Annotated in this window: 17 protein-coding genes; 3 read left to right on the top strand and 14 right to left on the bottom strand. The window is 64.6% G+C overall.

Annotated elements, in window-relative coordinates:
* Positions 1 to 69: 69 nt before the first annotated feature.
* The 3 genes from E8M84_RS03740 to E8M84_RS03730 all read right to left on the bottom strand — a co-directional run bounded on the left by E8M84_RS03740 (position 70) and on the right by E8M84_RS03730 (position 2,799).
* Entirely contained in the window at positions 70 to 468 is a 399-nt protein-coding gene (locus E8M84_RS03740; RefSeq protein WP_137109821.1) for a (deoxy)nucleoside triphosphate pyrophosphohydrolase, read from the bottom strand.
* 73 nt (positions 469 to 541) lie between these two features.
* The gene (gene argJ / locus E8M84_RS03735; protein WP_137109820.1) at positions 542 to 1,933 is read right to left on the bottom strand and encodes a bifunctional glutamate N-acetyltransferase/amino-acid acetyltransferase ArgJ; all 1,392 of its coding nucleotides are present in this window, start codon (positions 1,931 to 1,933) and stop codon (positions 542 to 544) included.
* Between the two features lie 23 nt (positions 1,934 to 1,956).
* The gene (locus E8M84_RS03730; protein ID WP_137109819.1) at positions 1,957 to 2,799 is read right to left on the bottom strand and encodes a peptidylprolyl isomerase; all 843 of its coding nucleotides are present in this window, start codon (positions 2,797 to 2,799) and stop codon (positions 1,957 to 1,959) included.
* Positions 2,800 to 2,986: 187 nt separating this feature from the next.
* On the opposite strand from E8M84_RS03730, the gene secA reads away from it, so the two are divergent.
* The 3 genes from secA (at position 2,987) to E8M84_RS03715 (ending at position 8,323) form a co-directional block, all read left to right on the top strand.
* Complete coding sequence (gene secA, locus E8M84_RS03725) at positions 2,987 to 5,710, top strand: preprotein translocase subunit SecA (RefSeq protein WP_137109818.1); 2,724 nt, start codon at positions 2,987 to 2,989, stop codon at positions 5,708 to 5,710.
* A 267-nt stretch (positions 5,711 to 5,977) separates the two neighbouring features.
* Positions 5,978 to 6,781 (top strand): hypothetical protein, encoded by an 804-nt coding sequence (locus E8M84_RS03720; RefSeq protein WP_137109817.1) that lies wholly within the window; start codon positions 5,978 to 5,980, stop codon positions 6,779 to 6,781.
* Between the two features lie 18 nt (positions 6,782 to 6,799).
* Positions 6,800 to 8,323 carry a phosphate ABC transporter substrate-binding/OmpA family protein gene (locus E8M84_RS03715; protein ID WP_137109816.1) on the top strand — a complete coding sequence of 508 codons (1,524 nt, stop codon included), beginning with the start codon at positions 6,800 to 6,802 and terminating at the stop codon, positions 8,321 to 8,323.
* Here the strand turns inward: E8M84_RS03715 and E8M84_RS03710 are convergent.
* From E8M84_RS03710 to dnaK, 11 genes are all read right to left on the bottom strand, one after another.
* Positions 8,320 to 9,744: a mannitol dehydrogenase family protein gene (locus E8M84_RS03710; protein WP_137109815.1), complete on the bottom strand. Its 1,425-nt coding sequence runs from the start codon at positions 9,742 to 9,744 to the stop codon at positions 8,320 to 8,322. The two genes, E8M84_RS03715 and E8M84_RS03710, sit on opposite strands and share 4 nt — an antisense overlap.
* 3 nt (positions 9,745 to 9,747) lie before the next feature.
* Positions 9,748 to 10,512, bottom strand: a complete 765-nt coding sequence (locus E8M84_RS03705) for an L-iditol 2-dehydrogenase (protein ID WP_137109814.1) — start codon at positions 10,510 to 10,512, stop codon at positions 9,748 to 9,750.
* Positions 10,509 to 11,498, bottom strand: a complete 990-nt coding sequence (locus tag E8M84_RS03700; protein WP_137109813.1) for an ABC transporter ATP-binding protein — start codon at positions 11,496 to 11,498, stop codon at positions 10,509 to 10,511. The genes E8M84_RS03705 and E8M84_RS03700 overlap by 4 nt, the downstream gene beginning before the upstream one ends.
* 6 nt (positions 11,499 to 11,504) lie before the next feature.
* Positions 11,505 to 12,335, bottom strand: coding sequence for a carbohydrate ABC transporter permease (locus tag E8M84_RS03695; RefSeq protein WP_137109812.1), 831 nt, complete (start codon positions 12,333 to 12,335; stop codon positions 11,505 to 11,507).
* Between the two features lies 1 nt (position 12,336).
* Complete coding sequence (locus tag E8M84_RS03690; RefSeq protein ID WP_137109811.1) at positions 12,337 to 13,209, bottom strand: carbohydrate ABC transporter permease; 873 nt, start codon at positions 13,207 to 13,209, stop codon at positions 12,337 to 12,339.
* Between the two features lie 160 nt (positions 13,210 to 13,369).
* Positions 13,370 to 14,680 (bottom strand): sugar ABC transporter substrate-binding protein, encoded by a 1,311-nt coding sequence (locus E8M84_RS03685; RefSeq protein ID WP_137109810.1) that lies wholly within the window; start codon positions 14,678 to 14,680, stop codon positions 13,370 to 13,372.
* A 105-nt stretch (positions 14,681 to 14,785) separates the two neighbouring features.
* Complete coding sequence (locus E8M84_RS03680; protein WP_137109809.1) at positions 14,786 to 15,733, bottom strand: sugar-binding transcriptional regulator; 948 nt, start codon at positions 15,731 to 15,733, stop codon at positions 14,786 to 14,788.
* A complete protein-coding gene (locus tag E8M84_RS03675) occupies positions 15,730 to 16,413 on the bottom strand; it encodes an HAD family hydrolase (protein WP_137109808.1) in 684 nt (227 codons plus the stop codon). Before E8M84_RS03675 ends, E8M84_RS03680 begins: the two co-directional genes overlap by 4 nt.
* Positions 16,414 to 16,439: 26 nt before the next feature.
* Complete coding sequence (gene radC, locus E8M84_RS03670; protein WP_137109807.1) at positions 16,440 to 17,213, bottom strand: DNA repair protein RadC; 774 nt, start codon at positions 17,211 to 17,213, stop codon at positions 16,440 to 16,442.
* 80 nt (positions 17,214 to 17,293) lie between these two features.
* Positions 17,294 to 18,442: a molecular chaperone DnaJ gene (gene dnaJ / locus E8M84_RS03665; protein ID WP_137109806.1), complete on the bottom strand. Its 1,149-nt coding sequence runs from the start codon at positions 18,440 to 18,442 to the stop codon at positions 17,294 to 17,296.
* A 72-nt stretch (positions 18,443 to 18,514) separates the two neighbouring features.
* Positions 18,515 to 20,422, bottom strand: coding sequence for a molecular chaperone DnaK (gene dnaK / locus E8M84_RS03660; RefSeq protein WP_137109805.1), 1,908 nt, complete (start codon positions 20,420 to 20,422; stop codon positions 18,515 to 18,517).
* Between the last annotated feature and the right edge of the window lie 428 nt (positions 20,423 to 20,850).

Below are 20,850 nucleotides of genomic sequence, written 5' to 3'. Positions count from 1 at the left end.
GAATGTGGCGTAAATGTGGCAAAAGGCAAGAGTTGCCTTTGGCAGAGCCTCGCGCGGGCAGGAGGGTGCCTAAAGCCAGTCGCGCAGGATCGGGATCAGGGGCAGGTCAGCCGGGGGCATCGGGTAGTCACGCAGCGCGTTCGGCTTGACCCAGGCCAGCTGCTGCCCTTCCAGCGACCGGACGGTTCCCTGCCAGCGACGGCAGGCAAAGAGCGGCATCAGAAGATGGAAATCTTCGTAAGTGTGGCTGGCAAAGGTCAGCGGCGCGAGGCAGGAGGACCAGGTGTCGATGTCCAGCTCTTCCTTCAGCTCGCGGATCAACGCGGCCTCGGGCGTCTCGCCGGGTTCGACCTTTCCGCCGGGGAATTCCCAGAGGCCCGCGAGCGACTTGCCTTCCGGGCGTTGCGCCAGAAGGACGCGGCCATCTGGGTCGATCAGGGCGACGGCAGAGACGAGGACGATCTTCATGCGTGGTCCTTTTGGGACGCCCCGGGGGTTTCACACCCCCGGACCCCCGTGGGATATTTGCGGACAGAAAATGCTATGAGCGGTAGTCGGCGTTGATCTCGATGTAGCGAGAGGTCAGGTCGCAGGTCCAGACCGACCGCTTGGACTTACCGAGGCCAAGGTCAACGGCGAAGACGAGCTCCTGGCCTTGCATGTAAGCCGCGCCGTCGACTTCCTGATAATCCGGGTTCCGCCAACCGTTCTGCGCGACGAGGATGTCGCCGAAGCGGATCGTCAGCTTGTCCCGATCCGCCTGCGCCCCGGATTTGCCAACTGCGGCGACGATGCGGCCCCAGTTCGGGTCCTGCCCAGCCACGGCAGTCTTGACCAGCGGCGAGTTGGCGATGGCGAAGGCGACTTTCGCCGCGTCTTCGTCCGAGGCGGCACCCGTCACGCGCACCTCAACCAGCTTGGTCGCGCCTTCGCCATCCCGCACCACTTGCAGGGCAAGGTCGCGCATGACGCCAGCGAGCGCCGTCTCGAAGGCTTTCAGCGTCGGACCCTTCAGTTCAGCCGCCGGGGACTGACCCGTCGCAGCGATGAGGAGGGTGTCCGAGGTCGAGGTATCGCTGTCCACCGTGATCGAGTTGAACGTCGCATCCACGTTGCGCGATACCATCTTCTGCAGCTGGTTCGCGCCGATCTTGGCGTCGGTGAAGATGTAGACCAGCATCGTCGCCATGTCGGGCGCGATCATGCCCGAGCCCTTGGCGATGCCCGAGATGTGGATCGTCCCACCCTCGCCCTGCACCGTCGCGGCGGCCCCTTTCGGGAAGGTGTCGGTCGTCATGATCGCCTGCGCGGCCATTTCCACGGCGTCTTCGGTCAGCGCGGCCACCAGGTCCGGGACCTTTGCGGTGATCTTCTCGAACGGGAGCGGCTCGCCGATCACGCCGGTCGACGAGGAAAACACGCGGCTGGCGGGGATGCCAAGCGCTTCGGCCACGGCGCCAGTGACGGCAGCGACCGCTTCATCCCCGACCTTCCCGGTGAAGGCGTTGGAATTGCCCGAGTTCACGATGATCGCCGCGCCAGCACCGGCAGGGACCTTCATCGCCAGCTTCGCCTGGCAATCGCGGACGCAGCCCGAGCGGGTGGAGGACCGGGTGAACACCCCGGCCATCGTGGTGCCGGGGGCAAGGCGCACCAGCATAACATCCTTGCGGTTCTGGTAGCGCACCCCGGCCTCGACCGCAGCGAATTCGGCTCCCTTGATCGCGGGCAGGACCGGGAAACTGGCGGGCGCCAGCGGCGAGACCGGCTTCATCGCCTTTTTCGCCGCCGCCACCACATCGCTGACCGCGCCCGAGACCGCCTCTTGCACCGCCTCGGCCATCGGGCCAGCGGCAGCGGTCAGGTTGTCCTTCAGCTTGCGGACCTTCTTCTTCAGTGCCTTCGCTTCGGCCTTCCAGTCGGTCTTTGCCATGTCCGTCCCCCGGGTTCCGGTTTTCAGTCGATCAGCTCGGCTTTCTTCAGCAGCGCGGGATCGAAGCCCTCGCCTTCGCGCGTCACGGTCGCCCCCTTGGTCAGCTCGTCGATCTTCGCGGTGATCGCTGCATTTTCCACCTCGGCGGCGAGTTCGTCGCGCATCTGGTCCAGCGTCGGCTGCGCAGCCACCCGCGTTTCCTTCACCAGGATCAGGTGATAGCCGAATTCGCTTTGCACCGGGCCGGAAACTTCGCCGACCTTGGCGGCAACAACGGCATCCTCGAACGGCTTGACCATCATGCCAAGGCCGAACCAACCCAGGTCACCGCCATTGGCGCCCGAGCCCGTATCGGTCGACTTGGCCTTGGCGATTTCCGCAAAATCCGCCCCGGCGGCCAGCTCTTCCTTGATCTTGTTCGCCTCCTCCTCGGTGTCCACCAGGATATGCGCGGCGTTGTATTCCGTTTGCGGCTGCGCATCCTTGAAGCGGGCGTCATAGGCGGCCTGCAGGGCGGCGTCCGTCACCGCTTCCTTTACGATGCCTTCGATCGCGATGCCCGACACCAGACCGCGCTTGTCGTTCTCGATGGTGGCCAAGGTGCGGGGCGTCAGGTCGGTGATCGACTGGGCGAGAACCTCTTGCTGGATCAGCTGTTCGTAGATGCCCTTGAACAACACGTCGTCCGGCAACTGCTGGTATTCCGGCGGCAGCGTTTCGCGAAGCGCGATCATGTGGCCAAGGGTGATCTTGGTGCCGTTCACCGTGGCAACCACGGTATCGGCGGTTTCACCTTCGGCAATGGCAGGGCCCGCCAGCACCGCAGCGACTGCCAGAACCGACCAGAAGCCTGAACGTTTCGTCATTTTCACCATCTCCTGATCAGGGCAATCCGTCCGCCCAAGTTGACTATCCCGGGCTTCCCCCTTACATCGCGACAGTCGCGTGGAACGGGGCCGTCCGGTCATACACTGGCCCTTCTATGGAAGGCAGTGCGGGCGGGCAAGTCCAACGGCCACACGATGCTGTCAGAAGCCGCTCCACGGAGAAAACATGCTGGGACTTGGATCGATCGCGCGGAAGGTGTTCGGGACGCCGAACGACCGCAAGGTAAAGTCCGCCCGCCCCGTGGTGGCGCAGATCAACGCGCTTGAACCCGAGTATCAGGCGCTGACTGACGACGGCATCATCGCCAAGACGCGCGAGTTCCAGAAGCGGGTGCAGGAGGGCGGCGAAAGCCTGGATGCGATCCTGCCCGAGGCCTTTGCGAACTGCCGGGAAGGCGCGCGCCGGGCGCTGGGTCTGCGGGCCTTCGACGTGCAGCTGAAGGGCGCGATGTTCCTACACCAGGGCAACATCTCGGAAATGAAGACGGGTGAGGGCAAGACGCTGATGGCGTCCTTTGCGGCCTACCTGAACGCGCTGACCGGGCGCGGCGTGCATGTCGTCACCGTGAACGACTACCTGGCCAAGCGCGACGCCGAATGGATGGGCAAGGTCTACGAGGCGCTGGGGATGACGACGGGCGTGGTCTATGCCCACCAGCCCGACGACGAGAAGAAGGCCGCCTACCGCGCCGACATCACCTATGCCACGAACAATGAGCTGGGCTTCGACTACCTGCGCGACAATATGAAGGGCTCCCTGGAGGACATGGCGCAGCGCGGGCATTACTATGCCATCGTCGACGAGGTGGACTCGATCCTGATCGACGAGGCGCGGACGCCGCTCATCATCTCGGGCCCCAGCCAGGACCGCAGCACGCTGTACACGGCTGTCGACAAGGTGATCCCGCATCTGCAGCCGGAACACTATTCGGTGGACGAAAAGACCCGCGGCGTGACCCTGACGGAAGAGGGGAACGACGTGATCGAGGATCTTCTGCGCCAGGCCGGCATCCTGCCGGAAGGCCAGAACCTCTACGCCGCCGAAAGCACGTCCATCGTCCACCACGTCAACCAGGCGCTGCGGGCGCACAAGCTGTTCCACAAGGACCAGCAATATGTCGTGATGAACGGCGAGGTGATGCTGATCGACGAATTCACCGGACGGATGATGAAGGGTCGGCGGCTTTCGGAAGGTCTGCACCAGGCGATCGAGGCGAAGGAAGGGGTCAAGATCAACCCCGAGAACGTGACCTACGCCAGCGTCACATTCCAGAACTACTTCCGGCTGTACGAGAAACTGGGCGGCATGACCGGCACGGCGGCGACCGAGGCCGAGGAATTCCGCGAAATCTACGGCCTGGGCGTGGTCGAGGTTCCGACGAACCGCCCCATCGCCCGGATCGACGAACATGACCAGGTCTTCCGCTCGGCGCGTGAAAAGTATGACGGCATCCTGAAAGCGATCCAGGAAGCGCACGAGAAGGGCCAGCCGATCCTGGTCGGCACCACCTCGATCGAGAAGTCCGAACAGCTGTCCGGCTTGCTGAAGGCCGCGGGCATCCCTCATTCGGTCCTGAACGCCCGCCAGCACGAGCAGGAGGCGAAGATCGTAGCCGATGCGGGCAAGCTGGGCGCGGTGACCATCGCCACGAACATGGCCGGCCGCGGCACCGACATCAAACTGGGCGGCAACGTCGAGTTCAAGGTGATGGAGGCCATCGCCGCCGACCCCGAGGGCGACCACGTCGCGATCCGCGCCCGGATCGAGGCCGAGCACAAGGACGAGGAAGAGGCCGTCAAGCAGGCCGGGGGCCTGTTCGTCCTGGGCACCGAACGCCACGAAAGCCGCCGCATCGACAACCAGTTGCGCGGCCGCTCGGGCCGTCAGGGCGACCCGGGCCGCTCGGCCTTCTTCCTGTCGCTGGAAGACGACCTGATGCGGATCTTCGGCTCCGAACGGCTGGACGGGATCCTGTCCAAGCTGGGGATGCAGGAAGGCGAATCCATCGTGCACCCCTGGGTCAACAAGTCGCTGGAAAAGGCGCAGGCGAAGGTCGAGGGCCGCAACTTCGACATCCGCAAGCAGCTTTTGAAGTTCGACGATGTGATGAACGACCAGCGCAAGGCGATCTTCTCCCAGCGGATGGAGATCATGCAGGCCGACCACGTCGCCGATGTCGCCGCCGACATGCGCCATCAGGTGGTCGAGGATCTGGTCGATCTGGCCATGCCGCCCAAGTCCTACCCGGACGCCTGGGACACCGAGGCGCTGACCGCCTCGGTCCGCGACATGCTGAACATGGACCTGCCGATTGCCGACTGGGCCGCCGAAGAAGGCGTGGATCAGGCGGTGATCCTGGAGCGGATCATCGAAGCTTCGGACAAGATGATGGCCGAGAAGACCGAACAGTTCGGCGCCTCGACCATGCAGACGATCGAGAAGCAGGTGCTTCTGCAGGCCATCGACAGCAAATGGCGCGAACATCTGCTGCGGCTGGAGCATCTGCGGTCGGTCGTGAACTTCCGCGGCTACGCGCAACGCGACCCGCTGAACGAATACAAGACCGAAGCCTTCCAGCTGTTCGAGGGCCTTTTGAACTCGCTGCGGGAACAGACCACCCAGCAGCTGTCGCGCATCCGCCCTGTTACGAAGGAAGAGAGGGAAGCGATGATGCGGCAGATGCAGGCAGAGCAGCAGGCCGCCGAACAGCCCGCTGCGGCGCCACCCGCCGGCGCGACCCTGGTCGCCATTCCGATGGCAGCCGCCGCCACGCGCCTTGCAGGCTTTGACGAGGCCGACCCCACCACCTGGGGCAACCCCGGCCGAAACGACCCCTGTCCCTGCGGCTCGGGCGAGAAGTTCAAGCACTGCCACGGGCGCCTCGCCTAACTCTTGTCAGGCAGGACAAAAATCTGGCGCCGCGTCACTCGACGCGGCGTTTTCATGTCGATTTCCAAGCAAACCCAATGGTCACCCAATTAATGCCACGTCTCCGCCCCGATTGGCCCCTAGCCGTAAACGGTGCGATTCTCGTACCGGGGCACTGCCATGCTTTGGGGCAAAAAGGTTCTGCGGATAACAGCCGCTGTTGCTGTCGCTTTTGCGGCCGCGCACACGGCTGAAAGCCAGAAGGGGCAGTCCACCCCGCAACCTTTGATGGTCGCCGCAACCGAACGCGCCGAAACCGGGTCGACGGTCGTGCTGGGGGGCAGCGGCACCGTGCCGAAATCCGCTTCGCTGACTGGACCCTCGGCCAGAGGCCTGGGCGAACTGGTCAGCATCACGCCAGTGGCCGCGTCCTCCCCCGCTTCTGGTGCAGACCATTGCAGCCCGCGGATGGAACTCTCCGCCGCCCCCGGTGCGATGATCCTGATGTCGCTTTCCGCGCCCTGCAACCGGAACGAACGGATCATCGTCCGCCATTCCGGCCTGTCCTTCACCGCCCGCACCGAAAACAGCGGCGGCGCCAGAGTCCTCATTCCGGCGATGAAGGCGGATGCCATGGTCGCCGTCTACCTGTCCGACGCGCATCTGGTTCTGGGCAACGTCGCCGTGCCGGATATGGCGTCCTACACGCGCTACGCGGTCGCGTGGGAATGGCCTGCCGAACTGGAGCTTCGCGCCACGGACGGCGAAAAGGTGCTGGTCGGCACCGTGCCCACCTTCGCGGACGAACCGCAGCGCATCCTGTCACTGGGCGCAGCCGATGTGCAGTCCCCCATCAGGGCCAATGTCTATTCCACCAGGGGCAGCGACCTTGGCACGGTCGATCTGACCGGCGAGGTGCGGATCACCCCGGCCTCCTGTGGCCGGACCCTGCGGCTCGACACTGTCTTTTCCGCCCATGGCGAGGTCACGGTGCAGGAACAGGATGTCGCGGTTCCGCTCTGCGGCACGGCGGGTGACATTCTGCTGTTGAAGAATCTTGGCGCTGCCCCGAAACTCGCCACCCCGAAGTAAGCTCCGGATTGGCAGTAGATGGGTGTGAAGGCAGGGCTGGCGGCGCTGTGCGTTGCGGCATTCGTATGTGACTCCGCTGCGGCCCAGGATGTGACTCTGGTGGCGCGTGAGGGTGGCATCGTGCTGACCGGAACGCTGCAGGGTTACGACGGGGAATTCTACCGGATCGACACGAGTTACGGCCTGTTGACCGTCGACGGCCAGGGCGTGATCTGCGAAGGCCCGGCCTGCCCTGAACTCGTCGCCCCAAGGGCGGTGATCCGCGTGGTCGGCGCACCGGATGCCGCCGCCCTGGTTCCGCCGCTGGTCGAGGCCTTCGCTACAGCGCGCGGCCTGATCTATGAACCGGCCGCGGGGGCCGACTACGCGGCGCGGATCCTGGACCCGGCCACCCGCAAAGAGCTTGCCGATGTCTCGTTCCAGCCGATGGGCCCCGAGGCGGCGACGGCGGCGGTCGAGGCGGGGGCTGCCGATCTGAAACTGTCCTTCCGCACCGAGCCGGGCCTTGGCGCGCATTCCGTGGCGATGGATGCGATGGTCGTCATCGTGGCCCAGGACAACCCGATGCCGGAAATCTCCACCACCGATCTGGCCCGTGTGCTGGGCGGAGAGATCGGGAACTGGTCCGAAATCGGCGGTCCCGACGTGCCCTTGGTCGTGCATGCGCTGGCCCCCGACACCGACCTGCAGCAGGCCCTGTCGGACCGTCTGGGCGCAGTCGCGGCGGCCGATGTCCTGCACCCCGATCTGGCCGCCCTGGCCGAGGCGGTGGCCAAGGATCCCTGGGCCATCGCGATCAGCGGGCGGTCGGCCATCGTTCCGGCCCGACGCCTGCCGCTGACCGACAGCTGCGGCTTCCCGCTTCTGCCGACGACATTGGCGATCAAGGCGGGCGATTACCCACTGGCGCTGCCGGTAACCCTTCTGGCGGCCAAGCGCCGCCTGCCGCTGCTGACGCGCGAGTTCATCGCTTTCCTGCGGACACCGGCCTCGGGCGAGGCGGTGGCTTCGGCCGGCTTCATCGACCGGTCGGTGACGCGGCAGCCGATGACAGCGGACGGGCTGCGGCTCATCAACGCGATTCAGGGCGCGGGCGAGGATGTGACGCTGGACGACCTGAAGCGGCTGGTCGGGATCATGGACGGGGCGGACCGGGTGTCGTTCACCTTCCGGTTCGAGGACGGCTCCTCGACGCTGGACTCCGTCTCGCAGGACAACCTGGCCGACCTGGCACAGCTCATCGCGGCGGGGCAGTTCCGCGACCAGAAACTGGTGCTGGCCGGGTTCTCCGATGGCTCGGGCGCGGCCGAGGCGAACCTGGCGCTGTCGGTCGACCGTGCGGCGAAGGTGGCGCAGGAACTGGCCGTCGTTGCGCCCGACCTGTCGCCCGCGCAGATGCCGGTGGTGGAAGGCTTTGGCGAGGCGCTGCCGATGGCCTGCGACGAAACCGCCATCGGCCGCCAGCTGAACCGGCGCGTCGAACTGTGGGTGGTCCCGGACTTTGCGCCGCCCGGAACCCCACCTCTCGCTCCGGCGCCCTAGGCCAGGTATTCGGTCAGCGTCTGCTTCGTGCCGACTCCCCAAAGCCGGTTCAGATGCCGCTCGAAGGCTGCGGCAAAGCGGGCGTCCAGACCGATCTCGCCATAGACCGCCGTCATCTCGAGCCATGCCCCGGGCCGAGCCTTCGCCGCTTTCGACCGGGCGACCAGCGCATCCCAGTCCGGGTCGTTCGGCGGGATCGGCGTGCCGCTGTCCGTCTCGCCATAGCAATACCGGCACCACATCGCACTGACGAGCGCCAGACCCTCAACCGATCCGCCCGCCGCCAGCGCGTCGCGGACCCCTGGCACGATGAACTTCGGCTGACGGTTCGACCCGTCGAGGCACAACCGGCGTTCAGTATCCGCGACCTCGGGGTTACTGAAACGCTCGACGATCTTGCGATAGTAATCGCCCAGGTTGGTGTCCGGCACCGGCGGAATGTAGGGGATGATCTCGCCCATCTCCACCTTGTCCAACAGCCCCCGGATCAGCGGGTTCGCCATCGCCTCGTGGACGTATTCGATGTCCATCAGCCCGCCCGGATAGGCGATGGTCGCGTGCCCGCCGTTCAGGATGCGGATCTTCATCATCTCGAAATTGTGGACATGCGGGGTCAGCGTCACCCCCACCTTTTCAAAGGCCGGGCGGCCCGCCGGAAAGTTGTCCTCCAGCACCCACTGCCGAAACGGCTCGCAGGTCACCGGCACCGGGTCGTCGCCAAGGCCGAAGGCCGCCGCCATCGCCCGTTCGCGCGGGCCGGTGGCGGGGGTGATCCGGTCCACCATCCCGTTCGGGAAAGCCACGTTCGCCGCGATCCAGTCCGCAAGCGCCGAGTCATTGATCCGTGCCAGTCCGACAACTGCCGCCTTCGTCACAAGCCCGTTTCCCGGCAGGTTGTCGCAGGACATCACCGTGAAGGGTTGCTCCCCCGCCGCCCGCCGCGCCTTCAGGGCCGCGATGATCGCGCCGAAGGCCGTCCGGTGCGGGTCCGCACTGTCGGCCACGATCTCGGGATGCGACGGATCGAACTCTCCCGTCGCCGGATTGATGAAGTAGCCACCCTCTGTCACCGTCAGGCTGACGATGCGGATTTCCGGCCGCGCCATCGCCGCGATCAGCGCCGCATTGTCCGCCTGAACCGGCAGGAAGTCGATCATCGACCCCACCCGCCGCGCACTCTTCCCCTTCGGGTCCAGTTCGATCACCGTCGACAGACAATCCTGCGCCTTCAGCGCGTCGCGCATCCGGGCGTCGCCCTCACGCACGCCAGCCCCGAGGATCGCCCAGTCGTGGTCCATCCCCATGCCGAAAAGGTCGTCCAGATAGACAGCCATATGCGCCCGGTGAAAGTTCCCCAGACCGATGTGGACGATTCCGGGCGTCAGGCTTGAACGGTCATAGGCAGGCATTTGCACAGTCATGGCTCAACTCATCCAGTTGCCGCCGTCGACGTTCAACGTCTGGGCGACGATGTAATCCGCATCCGACGAGGCGAGGAACACCGCCGCGCCGGTCATGTCTTCGGGGCGACCCATGCGGCCAAAGGGGACGGCCTCGCCAACCTCGCGCTTCTTCTGTCCCAAAGGTTTGCCCTCATACTTCGCGAACAGGGCATCCACTGCATCCCACATCGGGGTATCGACGACCCCGGGGGCGATGCCGTTCACGTTGATCCCGTGCTTGATGAGGTTCAGCCCCGCCGACTGCGTCAGGCTTATGACCGCGGCCTTCGAGGCGCAATAGACCCCAACCAGCGCCTCGCCCCGCCGCCCGGCCTGGCTGGCCATGTTGATGATCTTGCCGCCGCGCCCCTGCGCGATCATGACCTTTGCCACCGCCTGCAAGGGAAACAGCGTCCCGGCCACGTTCACCGCAAAGATCTTGTCGTAGCTCGCCCGGGTGATGTCCACGATGGGGGCCAGATCGAAGATCGCCGCGTTGTTCAGAAGGATGTCGATCCCCCCGCCCCACTCCGCCGCCGCCTTCACGCCAGCGTCGATCGAGGCCTGATCGGTCACGTCCATCGTGACCCCCATCGCCTTGTCGCCCAGCTTCGCCGCAGCTTCCTTAGCCCCGCCCAGATCGGCGATCACCACGCGCGCGCCCTCTCGCAGATAGGCCTCCACGAAGGCCAACCCGATGCCCCGCGCCCCGCCCGTCACAAGCGCCGTCTTGCCTTCAAGTCTCATATCGCCAGTCCATTTGCGTCAAAGCGGTGAATTTTTCCGGCCGGAGCCAGCCGGATACGGTCGCCGTGGTGGGCGTTGACCTCACCTGGCGCGCGGACGGTCAGGGTGCCGATCCCTTCCACCGAAACCTTGAGGAAGCTGTCGGACCCCAGATGTTCCGACAGGCCCACGACACCCTCCCAAGGCCCGTCGCCCACGCTGATATGCTCGGGCCGCACGCCGATGGAGTGGGCGTTGTGTTTGGCGGCCTCGGCCCCCTCGATCAGGTTCATCTTCGGGCTGCCGATGAAGCCCGCGACGAACAGGTTCTTCGGGTGGTTGTAGAGTTCAAGCGGAGCGCCGACCTGTTCGATGCGGCCTGCGTTCAGGACGACGATCTTGTCGGCCATGGTCATGGCTTCGACCTGATCGTGCGTCACATAGATCATCGTGGTCTTCAATGACTGATGCAGTTCCGAAATTTCCTGCCGCATCCCCACCCGAAGTGCTGCGTCAAGGTTGGACAACGGCTCATCGAACAGGAACGCCGCCGGTTCCCGCACGATGGCCCGCCCGATGGCCACCCGCTGACGCTGGCCGCCCGAAAGCTGCCCCGGACGGCGGTCAAGGTAGTTCGACAGGTTCAGCACCTTGGCGGCGCGTTCGACGCGCTTGTCCTGTTCGGCCTGATCCATCCCCGCCATCTTCAGCGGAAAGGCGATGTTCTTCCGCACCGTCATGTGCGGGTAAAGCGCATAGCTCTGGAACACCATCGCCAGGCCGCGCTTGGCCGGCGGCAGGTTCGTCGCGTCCTTGCCGTCGATGTCGATCACGCCCGAGGTCGTGTCCTCCAGCCCCGCGATCAGGCGGAGGAGCGTGGATTTCCCGCAGCCGGACGGCCCGACGAAGACAACGAACTCGCCGTTCTCGATGGTCAGGTCGATTCCGGGAATGACATCGACCTCGCCGAACGACTTCCGAACCTTGGTCAGTTGGATCTTGCCCATGTTACCTCACTTCACCGCGCCAAAGGTCAGGCCGCGGACGAGTTGCTTCTGGCTGAACCAGCCAAGGATCAGGATCGGCAGGATGGCCATCGCCGATGCCGCCGAGAGTTTCGCGTAGAACAGGCCCTGCGGAGCCGAGAAGCTCGCGATGAAGGCCGAAAGGGGCGCCGCCTTGGTGGTCGTCAGGACGATGGTCCAGAACGCCTCATTCCAGGCGAGGATGATGTTCAGAAGCATCGTGGACGCGATCCCGGGCAGCGCCATCGGGGTCAGGACATAGATGATCTCGCCCCAAAGGGTGGCCCCGTCCATCCGGCTGGCTTCGAGGATTTCCCCAGGGATTTCCTTGAAGTAGGTGTAAAGCATCCAGATGATGATCGGCAGGTTCATCAGCATCAGCGCCACGACGAGGCCGATCTTGGTGTCGATCAGACCCATCCGCTGGAACAGAAGATACAGCGGGATCATGACGGCCACGGCGGGCATCATCTTGGTGGACAGCATCCACATCAGAAGGTCCTTGGTCTTCTTTCCCGGCACGAAGGCCATCGCCCAGGCGGCGGGAATCGCGATCAGCAGGCCCAGCAGGGTGGAGCCGACCGAAATGACGACCGAGTTCCAGAAGAACCGCGGATAGTCCGACCGGGCCCAGACCTCGGCATAGTTCTCCAGGGTCCAGTCGGCGGACAGGAACTGGGGCGGCATGGCGACGGCGCTGGGTTCGGTCTTGAAGCTCGTGAGGATCATCCAGAGGACCGGGAAGAAGATCAGCAGCGCCACGAACCAGGCGGCGGCGGTGGTGAGCCACAGGCGGCGGGGGGAAAGCGCGCGGGCCATGTCAGTTCTCCAGGTTCCGGCCAAGGCCGCGCATCAGGAAATAGGCCACGATGTTTGCAAGGATCACCGCGATGATCCCGCCCGCAGCCGCGCGCCCGATGTCCTTGGCGGCAATGGCCTGCTTGAAGATCATGTAGGGCAGCGTGGTGGACGCCGACCCCGGCCCGCCCTGGGTGGTCGTGAAGATCTCGCCGAAGATACCCAGCAGGAAGATCGTCTGGATCAGGATCACCACGGTGATCGCCCGCGTCATGTGCGGCAGGATGATGTAGCGGAAACGGGAGAAGGCACTGGCCCCGTCCATCTCGGCCGCCTCAAGCTGTTCGGACGACAGCGATTGAAGCGCGGTCAGCAGGATCAGCGTGGCGAAGGGCAGCCATTCCCAGCTGACGATGCCGATCACCGACCACATCGGGTACTGCTCCAGGAACAGGATCGGCTGCGCCCCGAACCCCCGGGCGATTGCCGAGAACAAGCCGTTCTGCGGGTGCATGAACAGGTTCTCCCAGATCGAGGCGGCGACGGGGGGCATGACGAAGAAGGGTGCGATGACCAGGATACGCAGGTAGCCTTGGCCCTTCACCGGCTGGTCGATCAGGAGCGCAATCAGGATGCCAAGTACCACGGTGATGATGAGGACCCCGCCCACCAGCGCCAGCGTGTTGAACAGGGCCAGCCAGAAGTCGGGTGAGTTGAAGAACCACAGGTAGTTGGTGAACCCGACCCAGCCCGTCCGATCCGGCGACAGAAGCCGATAGAACCGGAAGGAATAGTACAGCGTCATCGCCAGCGGCACGATCATCCAGATCAGCAGCAACACCACCGACGGCGCGACCATCGCTCGGGCAGCAAGACGGCTGGATTGTGTGGACATTGGGCGATCTCCCGAAGCAGATGACGAAAGGGTGCGGCCACCACGGGGGCCACGCAAGCGACTCGTACCATTGCAGAAGGAAGGGTCGGCTTGCGGACAACGCGGCCCGCAAGCCGAAGGTGATCCCGGGGGTCTTGGGAGGTATCCCCCGGGGTCGGTGTTACTGGATGTAGCCTGCGGCCTTCATCTCGTCGGTGACCACGGCCTGCGCCTCGGCCAGAGCTTCGTCAGCAGTCTTCGACCCGGCCAGTGCCGCCGAGAAGATTTCGCCCACCGTGGTGCCCAGTCCTTGGAATTCCGGGATGGCCACGAACTGGACGCCCACATACGGGACCGGCTTCACGGTCGGCGCAGTCGGGTCAGCCGAGTTGATGCTGTCGATCGTCATCTTGGCGAACGGAACCTTGGCGTATTCCTCGTTCGAGTAGAGCGAGGTCCGGGTTCCCGGAGGAACGTTGGCCCAGCCTTCTTTCGAGGCGACGAGCGCCAGGTAGTCCTTGTTGGTCGCCCAGTCGATGAAGATCTTGGCTTCGGCCTTGGCATCCGACGATGCCGGAACCGCCAGCGACCACGCCCAAAGCCAGTTGCCGCGCTTGCCCAGACCATTGTCGGGGGCCAGAGCGAAACCGACCTTGTCGGCCACGGTCGAATCCTTGCCGGTCACGAAGGACGCAGCAACAGTGGCGTCGATCCACATGCCGCACTTGCCCTGGTTGAACAGCGTCAGGTTTTCGTTGAACCCGTTGTTCGACGCGCCTGCGGGGCCGTAGTTGTTCATCAGGTTCAGATAGAAGTCCAAGGTCGCCTTCCACTCGGGCTGGTCGAACTGGGGCACCCAGGCCTCATCGAACCAGCGCGCGCCGAACGAGTTCGACATGGCGGTCAGGAAGGCCATGTTCTCGCCCCAGCCAGCCTTGCCGCGCAGGCAGATGCCGTTGATGTCGGCGTCGCGGTTGGTCATCGCCTTGGCGGCGGCTTCGATGTCAGCCCAGGTCGGCGCGTCGGGCATGGTCATCCCGGCGGCTTCCATCAGGTCCTTGCGGTACATCACCATCGAGGATTCGCCATAGAACGGCGCGGCGAAAAGGTTGCCGTCCACGGTCAGACCGCCACGGATTGCCGGCAGCAGGTCGTCGACGTCGTATTCGGCGGGCAGGTCGTTCAGGCTTTCCAGCCAGCCTTGCTTGCCCCAGATCGGAACCTCGTAGGTGCCGATGGTGATGACGTCATACTGGCCACCGCCGGTGGCGATGTCGGTCGTCACGTTCTGGCGCAGGACGTTCTCTTCCAGCGTCACCCACTCGACCTTGATGTCGGGGTGCTTGGCGTTGAAGTCATCCATCAGGCCCTGCATCCGGACCATGTCGCCATTGTTCACGGTAGCGACAGTAATGGTGGTCTCGGCACTGGCCACGCCCGCAAGCGCGACAAGGGCCGTTGCACCCATAAGGGCGCGAAGCGTCTTGGTCATGTAATCCTCCCTGGATCAGCGTATGAGCAAATCATCGCCTGATGGGTAAATGCTCACAACTGACCCGGAGTCGTCAAGCCCCCTCTTCCGCCGCAGCTGCGAAGGTCAGATACGGGACAGAAGTGCCCGAGCGCTGGGCTCGTCGGTCACCAGCCCATTGATGATCTTGGATTTTATCGCCGCATGGATCGCCGGAACCTTGGATGCACCTGCAGCAATCCCGATCGAGGGGCGGTCCAGGCCCTGCGACACCCGCACTCCTCCGGTCCGCCGGTTGGTGCCCAGATCCAGGTAACGCCCCTCCGAATCGAAGACCCAGCCCGCCACTTCGCCCGCCGCCCCTGCGGCCTGCATCTCATCCAGTTCGTCGCGGCTGACGAAACCATCGGCCAGCAAAGGCGCATCGTTCGACATCTGTCCGACGCCCACGAAGACCACATCCGCCGCCTCGGCAAGGGCCACCACCTTCTGCACCGGCGGCAAGCGGTGGAAGGCAGCGTTCTCCTCGGCCGTCGGGCTGATAACCGGGACCGGCATCGGGTAATGCGGCGCGCGCACCTTGTCGGCGATGCGCATCACCACGTCGAAGAAGCTGGCCGAGCCATCCGGCGCGATGTTGCCAATGAGGGAGACCAGGCGGTGCTGTGGCGCCTCGATCTCAACCATCGCGTCGACCATGCCTCGCATCGCGCGCCCCGTCCCCAGCGCGATCACCAGCGGTTCGGGCATCCGCAGAAAGCGCTCCAGTTCCGCCGCCGCCGCCGGGGCAATCGCGCGCACGGGGTCGGCCCCCGGCCCAAGCCCTGGGGCCACGCGGACCCGGTCCAGCACGAACCGGTCACGAAGCGCGGCCTCCAGGTCCAGGCAGGCCCCGATCCGGTGGTTCAGCCGGACATGGATCAGCCCCTCGGCCATCGCCCGGCTGACCAGTCGCTGCGCCCGCTGGCGGCTGACCCCCAGCTCGGTGGCGATCTGATCCTGGGTCATGCCCGCAACATAGTACAGCCACCCCGCCCGGGCGGCTTCGTCCTGCAAGGTTGGCTCGACGCTCATGCCTTAAGTCTCGCGGATTTCAGACCGGGGGCAATCTGGAAGAACTCGGCAAAGCTCGCAAGCCTGCGGTGCGGGCGCGCGTCCTCTGGCTCTGCAGGGGCATCAGGGCCAAGGTGACTTCCGCCGGTGAAGCGCCAGACTGTCATCCCGGCCGCCAGCCCGGCACGGATGCCGGTCAGGCTGTCTTCGATCACCAGCGTTCGGCCCGGCGCGGCCCCCATCTGCTCGGCGGCGAAAAGGAACAGGTCGGGCGCAGGCTTGCCGCGCGCGACCATGGTGGAGGTGAATACCCGGTCGCCGACCAGATCGCTGAGGCCGACGAGCTTCAGCGACATCTCAACCCTCCGGGGACTGGAGGAGGTGGCGACGCAGAACGGAGCGCCGATACCCGTCAGCACATCATGAACATGCGGAACGACCTTCAACTCGGTCCGGAAGGCGGCGAGGAGCGATTCCCGGTACTGCGCCTCGAACTCCGGCGGCAGGTCGAGGCCGAACTCGCGGCGGATCGTTTCCATGACCACGGGATAGCTACGGCCAAGGAAGTGCCGTTCGACGTAAGCCAGGTCGATGGCAAGGCCGAGCCGCAAGAGTTCGGCCACCAGCATCCGCGCACTGATGATCTCGCTGTCGATCAGCACACCGTCGCAGTCGAAGATGACTAGGTCGAACTCGCTCATGCGCTATCGGTAGCGCAACCCGTGAGCTAAAGGTAGCCCTGTGAGCGGAAGCTCAATTCGCGCGATTTGCCGATGATGAGATGGTCGTGGAGGGTAAGGCCCAGCGCCTCGCAGGCGTCCTTGACCTGGTGGGTCATCGACAGATCAGCGTCCGAAGGCGTGGGGTCGCCCGAGGGGTGGTTGTGGACGAGGATGAGCGCGCTGGCGTTCAGCTCCAGCGCCCGCTTGACGATTTCGCGCGGGTAGACGGGGACGTGGTCGACGGTGCCCTTGGCCTGTTCCTCATCCGCGATCAGCACGTTCTTGCGGTCAAGGAAGAGAACGCGGAACTGCTCCGTCTCACGATGCGCCATCGTGGTGTGGCAGTAGTCAAGGAGGGCGTCCCACGACGACAGAAGGGGCTTCTGGATCACCCGCGCCCGCATCATCCGTTGCGCGGCGGCCTCGACCAGCTTCAGTTCCAAAACCACGGCGGGACCGGCACCCTTGACCATCTGCAAGCGGGCGGGAGAGGCGGTGATGACCCGGTTGAAGTCGCCAAACGTGTCGAGGAGGAGCCGTGCGAGGGGCTTCACGTCCTGTCGGGGGATAGCGCGGAAAAGGATCAGTTCCAGTAGCTCATAATCCGGCAGCGCCGCCCCGCCGCCTTGCGTGAAGCGATCCCGCAGGCGTAGGCGGTGGTCGGAAATGTAGGATGGCAGCCGCCCGGTGAGCACGGACGGCTGCGCCTCGTCCTCGTCGCCTGGGGAAACGACAAGGGGTAGAAAGGGTTCGTTGAACGACGCGACCATGCGGGCCATCCTGCCGCCACATGGTTGAGAAACGGTTAACGGCAGAGGTCCGCCAGTAAGGTGGACAATTTGCCCACCCTACGAACGGGTCAGCCCTTCATCCCGTCCCAGAAGCCCTTGACCTTGCTGAAAAAGCTGGAGCTTTCGGGGTTGTTCTCCTCGCTCAGCTTCTCGAACTCGCGCAAGAGTTCCCGCTGCCGTGAAGTCAGGTTCACCGGAGTCTCCACCGCCAGCTCGATCACCATGTCCCCGGTGTTCGACGACCGCAGCGCCGGCATCCCCTTCATCCGAAGCCGCATCTGCTTGCCCGACTGCGCCCCGGCTGGGACCTTGACCCGCGCCTTGCCGCCGTCGATCGTGGGCACCTCGATCTCACCGCCCAGCGCCGCCGTGGGCATCGAAACCGGCACCCGGCAGAAGAGATGCACGCCGTCCCGCTGGAACAGCGCGTGTTCCTTCACCTCGATGAAGATGTACAGATCGCCATTCGGCCCGCCGCGCAGGCCCGCCTCGCCCTCGCCCGCCAGCCGGATCCGCGTGCCGGTTTCCACCCCCTGCGGGATGTTCACCGACAGCTGCTTTTCCTTCTGCATCCGGCCCTGGCCACCGCAGGTGCGGCAAGGGTTCTTGATGATCTGGCCCATGCCGTTGCACTGATGGCAGGTGCGTTCGATGGTGAAGAAGCCCTGCTGCGCCCGGACCTTGCCCATGCCGTTGCAGGTCGGGCAGGTGACGGGCTCTGCCCCGCCTTCCGCCCCGGACCCATGACAGGTATCGCAGGTGACCGAGGTCGGGACCTGGATCGTCTTCTGGACGCCGGTATAGGCCTCCTCCAGGGAAACACGCAGGTTGTAGCGCAGGTCCGAGCCGCGCTGCGCCCGCGACCGACCACCGCCGCCGCCACCCCGGCCCATGAAATCGCCGAACAGGTCCTCGAACACGTCGGAAAACGCCGAAGCGAAATCGCCCTGCTGGCCATAGGCCCCGGATCGCGGGCCGCCGCCCATGCCGTTCTCGAACGCGGCATGGCCGAAGCGGTCATAGGCCGCCTTCTTCTGGTCGTCCTTCAGGCAGTCGTAGGCCTCGTTCACTTCCTTGAACTGGGCCTCGGCCTGCGGATTGTCGGCGTTGCGGTCGGGATGCAGCTCTTTCGCCTTGGTGCGATAAGCCTTCTTCAGCTCTTCAGCCGAAGCCCCCTTCTTGACGCCAAGCACCTCGTAATAGTCACGCTTTGCCACGGCAAAATCCCCAAGTGGAACCGGCGAAGGGCGGTCCGTTGCCAGACCGCCCTTCCTCCGATTCGCGCGGTGTTACTTCCGCTTGTTGTTGCCCAGGTCCTCGAAGTCGGCGTCGACGATGTCATCGTCATCCACCGGCCGCGGCTCATCGTCACCCGAGCCGCCTTCCGCCTGGCTGGCCTTGTAAATCGCCTCGCCCAGCTTCATCGCGGCTTCGGTCAGGTTCTGGATCGCGCCCTTGATCTTGCCCGCGTCCTCGCCCTTCAGCGCGTCTTCCAGCGGGCTCATCGCCAGCTCGATCGCCTCGACGGTGGACGGGTCGACCTTGTCACCATGTTCCGCAAGCGACTTCTTGGTCGAATGCAGCAGGCTTTCGCCCTGGTTCTTGGTCTCGACAAGTTCCTTGCGTTCGCGGTCGGCCTCGGCGTTGGCTTCGGCGTCCTTGATCATCTTCTCGATGTCGGCATCGGACAGACCGCCCGAGGCCTGGATCGTGATCGCCTGTTCCTTGTTGGTGCCCTTGTCCTTGGCCTTGACCGTCACGATGCCGTTGGCGTCGATGTCGAAGGTCACTTCGATCTGGGGCACGCCACGCGGAGCGGGCGGGATGTGTTCAAGGTTGAACTGACCCAGCAGCTTGTTGTCCGCAGCCATCTCGCGCTCGCCTTGGAACACCCGCAGCGTCACCGCGTTCTGGTTGTCCTCGGCGGTCGAGAAGACCTGAGACTTCTTGGTCGGGATCGTCGTGTTGCGGTCGATCAGGCGGGTGAAGACGCCACCCAGCGTCTCGATGCCCAGCGACAGCGGCGTCACGTCCAGCAGCACCACGTCCTTGACGTCGCCCTGCAGAACGCCAGCCTGGATGGCCGCGCCCAGTGCCACGACTTCATCGGGGTTCACGCCCTTGTGCGGCTCTTTCCCGAAGAACTTGGTCACTTCTTCCACGACGCGCGGCATCCGGGTCATACCGCCGACCAGCACGACCTCATCGATGTCGTCCTTGGAGACGCCAGCATCCTTCAGCGCGGCCATGCAGGGCTTGATCGACTTCTTGATCAGGTCCTCGACCAGGCTTTCCAGTTTCGACCGCGTCAGCTTGACCACCAGGTGCAAGGGCTGCCCGGTGTTCTTGTCCATCGAAATGAACGGCTGGTTGATTTCGGTCTGCTGAGACGACGACAGCTCGATCTTGGCCTTTTCCGAGGCCTCCTTCAGACGCTGCAGCGCCATCTTGTCCAGGGTCAGGTCAACGCCATGCTCTTTCTTGAACTCATCGGCCAGGTACTGGACGATGCGCATGTCGAAGTCTTCACCGCCAAGGAAGGTGTCGCCGTTGGTCGACTTCACCTCGAAGAGGCCGTCGTCGATTTCCAGGATGGTGATGTCGAAAGTACCGCCGCCAAGGTCATAGACCGCGATGGTCTTCGATTCCTTCTTGTCCAGACCATAGGCCAGAGCGGCAGCCGTCGGTTCGTTGATGATGCGCAGCACCTCAAGACCGGCGATCTTGCCTGCGTCCTTGGTGGCCTGACGCTGGGCGTCGTTGAAATAGGCCGGGACGGTGATGACCGCCTGGGTGACGGTTTCTCCCAGATAGCTTTCCGCCGTTTCCTTCATCTTCTGCAGAATGAAGGCCGACACCTGCGACGGCGAATACTTCTCGCCACGCACCTCGACCCAGGCGTCGCCGTTGCCGCCGTCGACGATCTTGTAGGGGACAAGCTTCTTGTCCTTCTCAACCTCGGCGTCGCCCAGGCGGCGGCCGATCAGGCGCTTGACGGCGAAGACGGTGTTTGCCGGGTTGGTCACGGCCTGGCGCTTGGCGGGCTGGCCGACAAGGCGTTCGCTTTCCGTGAAGCCCACGATCGAAGGCGTCGTGCGCGCGCCTTCCGAGTTCTCGATGACGCGGGGCTGCGAGCCGTCCATGATGGCGACGCAAGAGTTGGTCGTCCCGAGGTCAATACCGATGACTTTGGCCATGTGTGTATCCCTTTACTTCAGGCGATGTTCCGGCAAGGACCCTTGAGAAGCAGGCATCCCCACCTTGAGAAAAGACGTCAGGTCTGGCGGCCTGACGCCCGTGTGTGGCGTATATAGGAGGGCGCTTTCCGGCCTGCAACTCTTGCCACAGGGGCAGTGTCGCGAATCTTCTGCAATCGCGGGAGACTGTGGCACAAATCTGCAGGGGTGGCTTTTCGGGACCGCGCCATAAGATGCGGCGTCCCCCGTCTGGCAGGGCTGCGGATTGCCGGTCGGTCGTGTCTGCCGGAACCACCCTACGGACTCAGCGGTCAAGCTACGGATTTTGCATGCAGACTACACACCATCGTTGCGCAGGCCCTTGGGCCGCGGACCGTGCCAAAGGGCCTCGGAACAAATCTGTTGCATATAGTAATACTTTTGCTAAC

Source organism: Rhodobacter sp. SY28-1 (genome assembly GCF_005222785.1).
Classification (GTDB): Bacteria; Pseudomonadota; Alphaproteobacteria; order Rhodobacterales; family Rhodobacteraceae; genus Tabrizicola.
Note: the sequence above shows the minus strand (reverse complement) of the source record. Positions and strands in the feature narration are given on the sequence as shown.